The sequence below is a fragment of the Virgibacillus chiguensis genome, assembly GCF_900129865.1.
Classification (GTDB): Bacteria; Bacillota; Bacilli; order Bacillales; family Amphibacillaceae; genus Virgibacillus; species Virgibacillus chiguensis.
Map to the genome: position 1 here is coordinate 89454 of NZ_FQXD01000002.1, position 13822 is coordinate 103275.

The window sequence follows — 13822 nt, forward strand, 5'->3', positions numbered from 1 at the left end:
TTATCCTACAAACTGATTCATATTTTGAAATAGATTCGAAGTGAACTCAATCATTTGTGTTAACATCCAAGGCCCAAAGAAAACTAATCCTACCAATACAGCAACAATCTTAGGAATAAATGCTAACGTTTGCTCCTGTATTTGTGTTGTTGCTTGAAAAATACTGACAAGCAGTCCAACAACTAGCGCAAGTAGAAGTAGTGGGCCAGTTACTAGTAAGATGGTAAACACGCCTTTTTCTGCTAGCGTTAAAACGAATTCACTGCTCATTTTTTATGCCCCCTATCTGGTAAGGAATACAGGACGGCTAACGCCCTGCATCTCCTATCTAAAAGCTGTCCAGTAATGAATGCGTAATTAAGTACCAACCGTCTACCAGCACAAATAGTAATATTTTAAATGGCAATGAAATCATAACGGGAGGAAGCATCATCATCCCCATGGACATCAATACACTGGCAACAGCCATATCTATAATAAGAAAGGGAACAAAAATCATAAACCCCATTTGAAAAGCTGTTTTTAATTCGCTTATAGCAAATGCGGGAACTAAGGTTGTTAACGGTATTTCCTCAACAGCATTTGGGCGCTCTAGTTCAGCGTAATTCATAAATAAGGCTAAATCTTTTTGCCGCGTATGTTCAGCCATAAATTGCTTAATTGGTGTACTTGCTTCATCGTATGCTTCATCTAATGTGATTTCCTCATCGAACAATGGCTGTAATGCATTATCATATACCTCATTAAATACAGGTGCCATAATGAAAAAAGTAAGAAACAGTGCAAGACCAATGAGTACTTGATTTGGTGGCATTTGCTGTGTTGCTAATGATGTTCGAACAAACGACAGTACAATAACAATTCTTGTAAAACTCGTCATTAAAATTAAAATACTTGGCGCCAATGTTAGAACTGTTAATAATAAAACTAACTTTATGGAAGTGGACACATTTTCAGGATCAGAACTCGAGAACATATCAATAAATTCATTCATTACGATCTTCCTTCTGTGCAAACTGCTGTATTAATTGGTTGCGATTTTGCTTTAACTTGTCCAATTCCCTTGTAAATTGCCGTTTGAAATTCGTTTGGTCATTTATTTTCATATTTTTTGATCCATGATTAAATTTTTGCAAAAACTTTGGAAGAGTAGCTGTTTCATAAGCTACACCCTCCTTTCGTAAATCATCAATAACAGACTCATCCGTTATTTCCTGAAGCAATTCAACATTATCGCCTACACCGATTAAATAATACTTTTTCCCTAAGCGAACGATTTGCAATGATTTATTCTGCCCTACAGATATACCTGCAATGTTCTCTAATGCTTTCGCCTGGTTAAATAACGCATTTTTTCGTTTCAGAAACAGAAGCAGGAGATAAATTAAACCGAGAACAAGCAATAAAGCAATGATTAACTTCACAAAGCTTAGCCATAGTGGGTCTGCATCTGTGTCTTTATCCAACAATGCCGTCTTATCTTCATTATTTTCCTTCTCTGCTCCATTTGTTTCTGTTGATTCACAGTCTGCTTCGTCGTTGATACAATCATTAACAGATTTAGGAGCAGCTGCTACATCTAATTCTGTTACAATCAGAAATAGAAACAGGCTCAACAAACTAAATATAACCGTTAATTTCTTCACACACATTCACTCACTTTTAGCTTAAAGCTTTCTGAATTGCTTCAATAACGCGATCCGCTTGGAACGGTTTTACAATAAAATCCTTTGCTCCTGCTTGAATAGCATCAATCACCATTGCTTGTTGCCCCATTGCAGAACACATGATGATTTTTGCTTGTGCATCAGCAGCTAATATTTCTTTTAATGCTGTAACTCCATCTTTTTCTGGCATTGTAATATCCATCGTTACTAAATCTGGATTTAATTCATTATATTTTTCAACAGCTTGTACACCATCTTGTGCTTCGCCAACAACTTCAAACCCATTTTTAGTTAGAATATCCTTAATCATCATTCGCATAAATGCTGCGTCATCTACTATCAAAATACGATTGCCCATACAGCAAAACCTCCCACTATATTTGTTCGATTTATTTTAGTTTGTTTAAACGATCGGATTGGCTTAGAATGTCCGTTACGCGAACGCCAAAATTTTCATCAATGACAACTACTTCTCCCGTTGCAATCCGTTTTTCATTTACTAGAATATCTACCGGTTCACCTGCTAATTTATCTAACTCTACAATAGAACCTTGTGATAAATCTAAGATATCCTTAATCGTGCGCTTCGTTCTACCAAGTTCCACCGTTACTTTTAAAGGAACATCCAACAGCATATCTAAATTACGTTGTTCAGTTTGGTTTAAAGTCACGGGCTCAAATGATGAAAATTCTGCTTGTTGCACATTAGATTGCTCTGTTGCTAGGTGATGATGCCCTATAAATTGTTTTGTATCCTTAGCATAAGAGTGGTTCTTTTCGGGTTCTGAGTAATTCTCATTATATTCTTTATGGCTCGTTGGTTGCTCTTCTATAACGGTTGATGCTATTTCTTCTTCGCTCGATTCGCTAGAAACTAATTGGTTTACTAATTCTTTCCCAAATTGAATTGGCATTAATTGAAAGAGTGTCGAATCAATGAGATCACCAACTTTTAATTGGAAAGTTACTTTAACAAAAGGATCGTCTCCTAAAGTCTTTTCAGATTCTTTTTCTGGATCTTCTAAATGGATCGTCGGTGGCGAGATGTCTACACGTTTATTGAATACTGTAGACATGCTTGTAGCAGCAGCACCCATCATCTGATTCATTGCTTCCTGCACAGCACTTAAATGAATTTCATTTAATTCTTCTGATGGGTTTCTGCCATCTCCTCCTAGCATAATATCGGATATAATAGCTGCATCTTCTGCTTTTATAACAAATACATTCTTCCCGGAAAAACCTTCTAAATAGTTTACTTGGACACTTACTGGTTCAAAGGTAAAATTTTTCAACTCCTCCTGAGCTATGACAGAAACTTCAGGTGTCGTAATTTCAACTTTTTCGTTTAATAATGTAGATAAAGTTGTAGCAGAGCTACCAAAGGATATGTTGCCAATCTCTCCTAATGTATCAATTTCCATTGTAGATAAGAAATCATTCGTAATGGAGCTAGAGTTATCATCATCCTCTGTAGAACTTACATCTAATAGTGCATCAATTTCATCTTGAGATAGCTTACCGTCATTCCCCATCTTCATTCCCCCCTTTAAAAGTATCTAATATTTGGACGGACATTCTATTTTTATATGTACCTGGTTGTACAAGAAATTTCGGCTCATCATTTACCTCTAATATTAGTGGGCTTTCAATGGATTGATCGAGTCTAATAATATCTTTTTTGCCTAATTTCAAAAACTGTTCAATGGTGATCGTTGATTCACCTAAGACTGGTTTTACTTCAACAGTTGCTTGCTGGATATTTTTAGTTATTTTTTCATATGCTTCATCATTACGTTTTTTTCCAGCCGTTTGCATCCAGTAATGAACGGACAACTTAGATATAATTGGTTCTAATACAATATGCGGAATACAAATATTAATCATGCCGCTTGCTTCTCCTATTGCAGTATTTAGCGATACAACCACGACGGTTTCATTGGGTGAAACCATTTGTAAAAATTGTGGATTTACTTCAAAGTCTTCCATAACAGGATCAATGTCTACAATGGAAGCCCAAGCTTCTTGGAGCTTCGTACTCGCCTTTTCAAACAACTGTGACATTAGAAGTGTTTCAATTTCGGTTAAATTTTCGACTTTATTAAAACTAACGCCTTGCCCACCTAAAGTTCTATCAAGCATCGCATAAGCAATGTTTGGATTAATTTCCATTACAATTCTACCTTCTAGCGGCTTCAGACTATATGTATTTAAAATCGTCATCTTAGGTACAGAACGAATAAACTCTTCATAAGGTATTTGATCCACAGATGCAACCGAGATGTTTACATATGTTCGTAATTTAGCTGAGAAAAAAGTGGTTAATAAACGCGCGTAATTTTCATGTATCCGTGAAATACTACGAATTTGATCCTTAGAGAATCGCAATGCACGTTTAAAATCATAGACACGCACTTTCTTTTCTTGATCTTCTTTTTTTAATTCGTCCGCATCCATTTCACCAGAAGATATAGCGGATAATAATGCATCAATTTCATTCTGTGAAAGAACTTCTTCTACCAACGACCGTCACCTCCAAATCGGAGTCGAAAACTTTCTTATTGTAAAATCTTACTAATTGTATAAACATCCGTTATCTTCCCTGTAGTCATGACTTCATTCAGTTTTGTTTTTACGTGTTTTTCTAAATCATCAAGCTCCGATTGGAAATCTTTTTCTTCTAAAGTAGCTAATTCTTTGATAAGAATATTTTTTAGTTGAAAGTCTCGTTTCTCGATTTCTTTTTTTGCATCTTTTCCATCGGTAATAATTTGAAACTGTATTCTTACAAAACTACCATCTTTGAGGTCTGTTGTAATTTCAGGTGTTTCGTATGAATATTCTTCCATTTTATCAATGGATGATGTTTTTCCACTTTGCTCATCTGAGTTAACATATTGGACAACGACGAAAGCGGAAATCCCTATAATCAGTATGACAGTTAATGACGTTAGCATCGTTTTTACTAGTTTATTCATCGCCGTTGCATACCTCCTTCTTGGTGACAACTTGAACACCAATTTGCTGATAATACGCTAAAGTTCGCTGGAGAACTTCTGAACGAGTTTCCTTTACAACAAATTTCTTTCCATTCATTAATGTAATCGTTGTATCGGGAAAATTTTGAACCTGTTCAATCATTATTGCGTTTAATGTAAATTCGTCACCGTTTAATCTAGTTAATGAAATCATGTGTAGGTGGGAGCGAAAAAACGCTCCCTTTCCCCCTTAATTTATCGTTTTAAATTTACAAGTTCTTGAAGAATTTCATCGGAAGTCGTAATAATTCTTGTGTTTGCTTGGAACCCGCGTTGGGCGGTAATCATTTCTGTAAATTCTTCCGATAAATCAACATTGGACATTTCAAGTGCACTAGATACAATTTTAGCAGCACCTTCTGTTTCTGGAGCAACAATTCCGTTGTAACCCGCATTTTCACTATTAAGAAATAAATTATTACCCGCTTTTTCTAAACCTGCTGGGTTAGAAAAATTAGCAAGCGCAATTTGCCCGCCATCAACTGGGTCTCCATCCGCATTAACATACGTAACTGTACCATCGGTTCCGATACTAAAACTTTCAGCGTCTTCCGGAATGGTCAAGAAATCTTGATTTGGGTCAATACTTTGCAAATAGAATCCATTTGCATCGACAATGCGATCATCATCATCTAAATAAAAGTTTCCGGCCCGTGTGTAATAGGTAGTGCCATTTCCTTCCACAATAAACATGCCATCGCCTTCTAGCATCAAATCTAACGGGTTTCCAGTTGTTTGCCTAAACCCTTGAGTGTGAATGTTATCAATGGATCCAAGCTGCGAACCTAAACCTACTTGAGATGGGTTTATTCCACCACGCGTAGCCGTAGGTCCTTGAGCTCCAGAAGTTGTTTGGCTCATCATATCTTGAAATGTGACTCTTCCTTTTTTAAAACCGGATGTATTTACGTTTGCAATATTGTTCCCAATAACATCTAACTTTGTTTGAAATCCTTTCATGCCAGAAATTCCTGCATACATAGAACGTAACATTGTCATTTCCCCTTTATATAGAATTAAATATCTTTTTGAGCGTTTGAAGTATATTAGATTTCACCTGCGTACGTAACCGATAAAAGCTCGTGCTATTTTCACCCGTGGCTACTTTTACTTGTCCTCTGTTTCTGCAAACGCCGGATCATTTACTTGCAAAGCTGCATCGGCGTATATCTTCTCTCCATTTTCTAATTCTAGAATTGCCCAACCTTCATTCTGACTAACAGCAACGACTCTACTTGTTTTTATTTCCGTTTCCTTACCCGTTTCTTCATCATAACCTTGGTAAGTTACCTCTTTTCCTAACATGTGACTATATTTAATCACAGGAGAAACCAGTTGGCTTTCTACTAAAGTATTAATAGATTTTGACATGTTCATCATCTGCTCTAATGAACTAAATTCTGCCATCTGTGATACAAATTGACGATCATCCATTGGATTAGTAGGGTCTTGATTTTTTAACTGAGTCATTAAAATTTTCAAAAATTCATCTTTTCCTAGATCTGGGCTGGGTGTTCGCTCTTTTTGATTATGTAAATAAAGCGAAGGATCAATTTTTGCCACTATCATACACCCCCTTTATACTTGTTCATTCATTAATAGTTCATGGAAAGTAGTCATAAATTCTTCACTATTATCTGCAGCAGCGTCATCGTGAAATTCTTGTTGTTTCTGCTCTTGTGAATCAGAATACTGCTGCGATTCAGATCCAGTTCCTTTTTGCATTTGTTGACTTTGCTGCAATAAGCTTTCTTGTTTTTCAATGGTTACTTGCTGCGGCGAAAACATATTACGGAGCTTATGTATATTAGACTCTAACATTTCCTTTGCAGCTTGGGATTGTACTAGAATACGAACCGCCATCACTCCATCTGTTTGCGTAAATCGGATTGTCATATCACCCAAGTGTGCTGGACGCAACGTTACATGAAGCTGGTTGACACCATTTGGCATTTTCATAAATTTACTTGACTGCATTATTCGCTGTAATTGTTGAACTAGCTCTTGACCAGTATTTCGTTGCGTTTGCTGCTCTGGTTGAAGATATATCACATGCTGTTCAAGTTTTGCCATAGGTACTGAAGTTGGGTTTATATGATTCATAGTTGCTATTGGCTCTTTCGTATGGCTTGTTGTCGGCTTAGCTTTCGACATCTCTTCCATTACTTTTGTAAGCCACTTAGCGACATCACCACTTGCTATTTTAGCTTCATTATTGTAATGCTGTTTTTGAACAAACGCACTTCTTTTTTCAAATGTTGCCACTAACTGTTTCCAAATGGTTGCTTCTTTTGTATTCCCACCTTCATTTAAACGGATTATTGCCTCATCCTTATTCCCTGTGGTACTTACTTGTTTACTTAAGTTAGACCATTGCTGTAGTAAATGAACTAATTTTGACGCTGTTTGTTTTATATATGCTTGATCATTTGCTTGATTATTTAGCTGAGATAATAAAGAGCTTACCTTAGAATAAATTGCAGTTAATTCTTTCTGTATCAATAAATTAGCTTCCTGCCCATCTGTCATGGATATACTTTCGTTTCCTGACATTCGTTGCTCACTTGGAAGTTGTGCTTCTATTTGTATGGCTATCTCTTTATCTAAGGATTCTTCCGGTTGCAATTTTCCGTTTCCTTTTGTTTCAAACCATTTACTTATCCACTGTTGCATGAAGGGAGACATCTCTTCAGACAACCAGTTCTCTTTGCCATTAGGTAATTTTTCACAAATTTGATCCATCATCTTTCCTAGTTCTTGCTTAGAGGCAAGCAATTCATGAAAAGGAAGTTCCGTTTGCTGCTCTTTTACTGGCAATGGCATGGAACCTTTTTTATCAGCTGTTGATGGTAACTGCTGCAATAACATCGCTACATTAATCAATTTAATACCACCTCCTTGAACATTTTATTGCGCGTAATTCCATATATAATGTTTTTTCACTTCCCCTATACATAACCTTCGATTTTATAGTGGGGGATATTGTAAGCAGCTTATCTTCACTGGAAACGTGACGTCAACACTATTAAACGTAAAAAATATCGAATTGATGTTAAAGAAAATCCACTTTTTAAGTGAGTGTACGCTACGACTTGCATCTTTAAATGCTATCCACATATAATTAGCATTTTTTCGTCAGAACTACTACTTAACAACCTACTCCGTATTGGAAATGGTGAGATTTTTGCCATATTTATCTAGACGCTTCATAAAGGACTACTCTTCCTCTACCTTATTCAAAAATTGCTCTGTTAATTGCGCAGCAGTAGTAGCATCCATTACTTCTAATATCTTGCCGCGTTCCTTGTCATCCAACTCTTCTAAAATGGCTAATGCTGTTTTTCTCTTTAAATCTTGTAAAATATGAGCTGCTTTTTCTTCATCCATTTCTTTAAACGAAGTAGACATTGATTTAAAGGAACTCTTTTTTGTTTGATTTTCATCTTTCTTTTGTTGTTCTTCCGTCTGATTTTGCTCTCGATCTTGAAGTTTAATAATGTCTTGTTCAAGCATTTGGATCGTTGTCTCTTTATCCTTTAATTCTTCCTGTAATTGTTTAATCTCTGAGTCCTTATTTTCAATTTGTGATTTCAACTGCGTATCTGCTACATCTTTTGCCTTCCTACCATCATCTTCATCTACAAATGATGAAACACCAGGAATCTCTGCTGCTTTCCCTTTCACCCAACCTCCTACATCCACACCTGTAGCTAACAAAATGATGGTGACAAGCGTAATAGTGAAGCAAATAGGGACAATAATTGCGAACAAGAACCAAAGAAAAGGATTCATTTTTTTTGTATCTGCTTGTTTTTTCTTAACCATTCGCTTCACCTATTTTTATATTTTAAAAATTGCTGCATGGATATTTCATCCATCATCGCTTTTTCTAATTTTTCCTGCGCTTCCGTTTCTCTTTGCTTACGATGTGTAATCATTTTCTCAAATTTTTTTGTTTCTACATGTGCCTCTGTTAAATCAGATTGTTTTGCTTCCATATCTGCTCTCGCTTTTTGTACTTCCTCTTGTAAATGGACAATCATAGCATTTAATTTTTCTAAATAGTCAACCTGTTTCCTTAATTTTTCTAACGTTGTAGTTTGTTGCATACATTCTTCATAGATTTCTTCTGCTACTTCTTTCTTTTTTAACAATTGGTATAATTGGGTGGCAGAATTTTCAAAGCAATCGATAGCCTGCTGATAAGCTTTTTGAGCTTGTACTTTTTCCGTTTCTCGAACATGTAGTAGTTTAGTTAAGACTGCCGTGTCACTCATTTCCGAACACCTCCGTGAAGCAGATTTTTCATTAAATGAATGGATTCTTCTAACGAGTAATAATCACTAATCCCTTGTTTAAGAAAAGATACAATTTTAGGGTAATAATCCATTGCTCGATCAATTTCTTGGTCTGTCCCACGTTTATAAGCCCCTATTTGAATCAATTCTCTATTCTCTTCAAACGTTGCGAGCAAATTCCGAATTTGTTTAGCTACCTGCTGGTGATTTTCGCCTGTAACCTGTTGCATTACTCGACTAATAGATTGCAATATGTTAATCGCAGGGTATTGACCTCTTTCTGCTAATTTACGATCCATAATGAAATGGCCATCCAAAATACCTCGAACAGTATCAGCAATTGGCTCATTCATGTCATCCCCATCAACAAGCACCGTATAAAAAGCAGTAATCGTCCCATTAGAATTAGTTCCAGTTCGCTCTAAAAGCTTAGGTAGTGTCGCAAATACTGACGGTGTATAACCTTTCGTTGTCGGTGGTTCACCAGTGGCCAATCCAACTTCTCTTCTTGCCATAGCAACCCTTGTTACAGAATCCATTAATAAGTTAACGCGATAACCTTGATCACGAAAATATTCGCTAATAGCGGTAGCTGTATCTGCACCCTTAATTCTCATTAAAGCTGGCTGATCAGATGTTGCTACTACGACGATAGACTTTTTCAGCCCTTCTTCGCCCAAATCTTTTTCGATAAACTCTCTAACTTCTCGTCCACGCTCACCAATCAATGCAATAACATTGATATCTGCTTCACTGTTTCGTGCAATCATTCCAAGTAAAGTACTTTTTCCTACACCACTGCCAGCAAAAATACCAATTCTTTGCCCCTCACCAACAGTCAGTAACCCATCAATAATTTTAATGCCAACCTGTAAAGCATTTGTAATTGGCGGTCTTTGCATTGGATTCGGCGGAGATTGATCGGTAAGATAACTCTTAAGGCCTTTTTGCAACGCTTTACCATTTAAAGGCTTTCCTAAAGCGTTAATAACATTACCAATTAACCCTCTACCAATTTTAATACTAAGTGGTTTTCCAGTAGCTTCTACTAAACAACCAGAACCAATTTCTATTACTTCTTCATAAGGCATTAAAATAATTCGTTCCTCATGAAATCCTACTACTTCTGCAATAATTGGGTTTTCTCTTTGAGAAGCTGGATGAATGTAGCACACTTCGCCGATGTTCGCAGCAGGGCCTTTAGACTCGATCATAATACCTACAACACGCAATACTTTCCCGTAACGTTTGTACGTATCTAATTTAGAAATAGCATTTAAATAAGCAGTTGCATTCATCATTTTCCCTCTCCTGCTAATTCAATTAGAGCCTTGCCAATCTCTTCAAGCTGCGTATCAATCCCCACATCAACTTGTCCGTATGGGTATTTAATCCTACAGCCGTTTTCTTCTATTTCATCTGATACATAACACATAAGTTTTGCATTTGGTTCAATTAAAGAAGATAATTCTTCTTTATGTTGCACGACAAATGCATATTGGTTTGGATGTAAATATAAAGCAATTTCAGATTGATCTTTTAATTCTTTAATAGCTGCTTGAATAATAGGTAAAAATGTTTTAGGGTCTGCTACTATCTCTTGCCTGATAATTTTTTTTGCTGTATGAATGGCGATTTCCATAATTGTTTCTTCATGTTCTTCGATAAGTGAATAATATTCGTGCTTGGCACTTTCAACCAAATGATTTGCATGATCTACATAAGCCTTATACGTAGTTAGCGCTTCTGATTTTCCTTCCGAAAAACCTTCTTGGAACCCTTCTTCCTTGGCAGCTTCCACATATTTTTGTCTTTCTTCTTGCCAAGCACGTTTTTCAGCTTCAATCTCTCGTTTTGTTTGTTTTATCAATTGTTCGTGCTGTTCTCGAAGTTGCTCTAATGCTTGTTCAGCTTGCAACAGTTCCTGATCAAGTTCCAATTTATCATGAGCTTCTTTTACATGCGTATTACTTGGCTGAAAGACGCTAACTGGCTTTATACGAATTTGTTTTCTTTCAGTTATCCATGAAGGATTAGACAATGATATCATCTCCCCCACCTCTAGCAATAACGATTTCACCTACATCCTCAAGTCTCCGTATCGTTGAAACAATACGTGTTTGAGCCTCTTCAACATCACGTAGACGTACGGGTCCCATATATTCCATTTCCTCTTTATATGTCTCTGCCATTCGCTGAGACATATTTTTAAATATGATATCCTTCACTTCATCGCTACTCACTTTCAATGATAGACGAAGATCTTCGTTATCTACTTCACGAATTATACGTTGAATAGCACGGTTATCTAAAATAACAATATCTTCAAACACAAACATCCGCTTTTTGATTTCATCTGCAAGCTCTGGATCTTGAATTTCTAATGCATCTAAAATTGTCCGTTCTGTACTTCTATCAACTCCATTTAATACTTCTACTACTGCTTGTATTCCACCAGTTTGCGTATAGTCCTCTGTAAATGAAGCTGAGATATTTTTTTCCAGTACTTGCTCCACTTGAGAAATAATTTCCGGTGATGTAGAGTCCATTGTCGCGATTCGCTTTGCGACATCCGCTTGCATTTCTTGTGGTAATGCTGATAATATTTGCCCAGCCTGTTCCGAATCTAAATAGGAAAGGACTAAAGCGATCGTTTGCGGATGCTCTCCTTGTATAAAATTAAAAACCTGTTGTGGATCCGCTCTTCTAGCAAAATCAAATGGTCGCACCTGTAATGAAGAGGTTAGGCGGTTAATAATGTTCGTTGCCTCTTGTTTGCCGAAAGCTTTTTCTAACACTGTTTTTGCATAGCCAATCCCGCCTTGAGCAATATAGTCTTGAGCTTGAGCTATTTGATGAAATTGCTCTATAACCTCCTCTTTCTTTTGGTTATCTACTTTTTTAACTGAAGAAATTTCTAAACTTAACCGTTCAATTTCTTCTTCTGTTAAATGTTTATATACTTCTGCAGATACATCAGGACCTAAGGAGATTAATAGAATTGCAGCTTTTTGCTTACCAGTTAATCCTTTGTGACGTGCCAATATTCATACCCCCTATTCCTCTCCAATCCAACTGCGTAGTAATTTCGCAAAATCTTCTGGTTTTTCTTTAGCAATTTTTTCTAACTGTTTTTTACGAATTGTAGCTTCTGAGTCTTCCTGTTCTGGAAGATCTGGAACTTCTATTGGTGCTGTTGATTCTTGTAACAGCTCTTCTTCTTCACTTTCTGCTTTTCTACGACGCAAGAAAATAATTAGTAAGACAATAATAGCTAGAAGCAACCCGCCCCCAACTACATAAACCCAAGTTGGTATAGTTGGCGCCGTTGTATCAGGTTGAGTATCTGCACCCGTAAACTCTTGAAAAACAATGGATACATTTTCTTCTGGCGTAACATCTTCTTCGTATTCTGCATGAATGGATGTCGTAACAATGGAATTGACAATGGAACTAATTCCTTCTTCAACAGCAGCCTCTTCTTGCTGTGATAAATATTCTACATCGCTTTCTTCTGTAGTTTTCGCACGGTTAACCGCAATTTGTATGCCTAAATCACGAATCTTATATGGGCTTTCTACAATATTTTTTCTTATTCGATTAAATTCATTGTTGATGGTTTCTTTTGTCATTTCATATTCGCCATCACCGTCTTCATCTGTAGCCTGATAATTGGCCACGTCTTCCTCACCAGTACCGCCGACCCCACCTGCAGCCGCACCATTTCCTTCATACGTTTCCTGTATCGTTTCTATACTAACAGGTAATCCTTCCATACTTTCTAAGTCAACTGGTTCAACAAGCTCTTCTGTTCGATTTTCTTGCGTGAAATCAATATCTGATGTTACGGACACGATAACATTTCCAGGACCTACCATGGCTCCTAGCATTTGTTGCAATCGTTTTTGCACATCTTTTTCAATGTCTTGTTTAACAGTTTGTTGATACGTGTACGAGTCTTTTGATGTGTTGTTTCCAGAGCTCTCTAGGTCAAAACTCTCGAAATATTGATTTGTAATAGCAATATTTTCTGTAGGTAAATTTGGCACAGCCTTGGAAACAATATGATACAGTCCGTTTATCTCACTTGGTTCAAAGTTATAGCCTGCTTCTGTATCAATAACAATCGAAGCGCTTGCTTCTTGTTTGGCATCATTTACGAATACAGGCTCTTCTGGCATATTAATCATCACTTTGGCATCTTGAATACCATCAATTCCTTTGATTAAATTCGCCAATTCTGTTTGCATCGCGTCAAGCTTCATAACATTAAATTCGTTTTCAGTAACTCCCCATGAAGCATTTTCACTAAAAAAGGAGTAATCAATATTGCCGCTGTTTGGTAACCCTTGGGCAGCAAGGTCAACCAAAAGACTATCCACTTGCTCTTCTGGTACTTCAATTACCTTACCGCCGTCTGATAATTCATAGGGAACACCTTTAGCGTCCAACTCTCCTTTAATTTGTCCCACTTCTTCCATAGATAAATTATTATATAATGGAACATAGTTTGAATGCGTTGTAAAAAGGACAATGCTTACTATTAAAAGGAGACCAACAAAAATGGAGCCGAAAAATGTTATTTTTTGAACTTTCGTACGATTCCTCCAAAAATTCGTTGTTCGATCTTTCCAATTTATCATCTTCTCTTTCATAAGTTCCCCCACCAACATGCTCTAGTAAAATATCTTTCTATATGTACTGTACGTAAAGAGGATAAAGCATCACATCGTGCAGAGATGCTATAAAATTATTCCTAGTTATGTAATAAATGAGCCTGAAAATCTTCAACTAATCAGACAGTAGATAACGAAATCCT

The 13822-nt window shown here is 36.6% G+C and carries 17 protein-coding genes; all 17 read right to left on the bottom strand.

Features of this window, described 5'->3' with window-relative positions:
* Positions 1–270, bottom strand: a complete 270-nt coding sequence (gene fliQ, locus BUB45_RS02900; protein ID WP_073005061.1) for a flagellar biosynthesis protein FliQ — start codon at positions 268–270, stop codon at positions 1–3.
* Positions 271–328: 58 nt separating this feature from the next.
* Positions 329–994, bottom strand: a complete 666-nt coding sequence (gene fliP / locus BUB45_RS02905; RefSeq protein ID WP_073005063.1) for a flagellar type III secretion system pore protein FliP — start codon at positions 992–994, stop codon at positions 329–331.
* Positions 987–1652 (bottom strand): flagellar biosynthetic protein FliO, encoded by a 666-nt coding sequence (locus BUB45_RS02910; RefSeq protein WP_073005065.1) that lies wholly within the window; start codon positions 1650–1652, stop codon positions 987–989. The genes fliP and BUB45_RS02910 overlap by 8 nt, the downstream gene beginning before the upstream one ends.
* A 10-nt stretch (positions 1653–1662) precedes the next feature.
* Positions 1663–2025: a response regulator gene (locus tag BUB45_RS02915; protein WP_073005067.1), complete on the bottom strand. Its 363-nt coding sequence runs from the start codon at positions 2023–2025 to the stop codon at positions 1663–1665.
* A 31-nt stretch (positions 2026–2056) separates the two neighbouring features.
* Positions 2057–3202: a flagellar motor switch phosphatase FliY gene (gene fliY / locus BUB45_RS02920; protein WP_170861696.1), complete on the bottom strand. Its 1146-nt coding sequence runs from the start codon at positions 3200–3202 to the stop codon at positions 2057–2059.
* A complete protein-coding gene (fliM, locus tag BUB45_RS02925; protein WP_073005071.1) occupies positions 3192–4190 on the bottom strand; it encodes a flagellar motor switch protein FliM in 999 nt (332 codons plus the stop codon). Before fliM ends, fliY begins: the two co-directional genes overlap by 11 nt.
* A gap of 35 nt (positions 4191–4225) precedes the next feature.
* Positions 4226–4645 (bottom strand): flagellar basal body-associated protein FliL, encoded by a 420-nt coding sequence (gene fliL / locus BUB45_RS02930; RefSeq protein ID WP_073005072.1) that lies wholly within the window; start codon positions 4643–4645, stop codon positions 4226–4228.
* A complete protein-coding gene (locus BUB45_RS02935; RefSeq protein ID WP_073005074.1) occupies positions 4638–4859 on the bottom strand; it encodes a flagellar FlbD family protein in 222 nt (73 codons plus the stop codon). Before BUB45_RS02935 ends, fliL begins: the two co-directional genes overlap by 8 nt.
* A gap of 41 nt (positions 4860–4900) precedes the next feature.
* The gene (gene flgG / locus BUB45_RS02940) at positions 4901–5698 is read right to left on the bottom strand and encodes a flagellar basal body rod protein FlgG (RefSeq protein ID WP_073005076.1); all 798 of its coding nucleotides are present in this window, start codon (positions 5696–5698) and stop codon (positions 4901–4903) included.
* Positions 5699–5812: 114 nt separating this feature from the next.
* Positions 5813–6268: a flagellar hook assembly protein FlgD gene (gene flgD / locus BUB45_RS02945; RefSeq protein WP_116276951.1), complete on the bottom strand. Its 456-nt coding sequence runs from the start codon at positions 6266–6268 to the stop codon at positions 5813–5815.
* A gap of 15 nt (positions 6269–6283) precedes the next feature.
* On the bottom strand, positions 6284–7588 hold the full coding sequence (locus BUB45_RS02950; protein ID WP_073005080.1) for a flagellar hook-length control protein FliK: 1305 nt from the start codon (positions 7586–7588) through the stop codon (positions 6284–6286).
* Between the two features lie 333 nt (positions 7589–7921).
* On the bottom strand, positions 7922–8530 hold the full coding sequence (locus BUB45_RS02955) for a MotE family protein (RefSeq protein WP_073005082.1): 609 nt from the start codon (positions 8528–8530) through the stop codon (positions 7922–7924).
* 5 nt (positions 8531–8535) lie between these two features.
* Positions 8536–8982, bottom strand: a complete 447-nt coding sequence (gene fliJ, locus BUB45_RS02960; RefSeq protein WP_073005084.1) for a flagellar export protein FliJ — start codon at positions 8980–8982, stop codon at positions 8536–8538.
* Entirely contained in the window at positions 8979–10301 is a 1323-nt protein-coding gene (gene fliI / locus BUB45_RS02965) for a flagellar protein export ATPase FliI (protein ID WP_073005703.1), read from the bottom strand. The genes fliJ and fliI overlap by 4 nt, the downstream gene beginning before the upstream one ends.
* Positions 10301–11044: a flagellar assembly protein FliH gene (fliH, locus tag BUB45_RS02970; protein ID WP_170861697.1), complete on the bottom strand. Its 744-nt coding sequence runs from the start codon at positions 11042–11044 to the stop codon at positions 10301–10303. Before fliH ends, fliI begins: the two co-directional genes overlap by 1 nt.
* Positions 11037–12047, bottom strand: a complete 1011-nt coding sequence (fliG, locus tag BUB45_RS02975) for a flagellar motor switch protein FliG (protein WP_073005094.1) — start codon at positions 12045–12047, stop codon at positions 11037–11039. Before fliG ends, fliH begins: the two co-directional genes overlap by 8 nt.
* A gap of 12 nt (positions 12048–12059) precedes the next feature.
* Positions 12060–13658: a flagellar basal-body MS-ring/collar protein FliF gene (gene fliF / locus BUB45_RS02980; protein ID WP_073005096.1), complete on the bottom strand. Its 1599-nt coding sequence runs from the start codon at positions 13656–13658 to the stop codon at positions 12060–12062.
* Between the last annotated feature and the right edge of the window lie 164 nt (positions 13659–13822).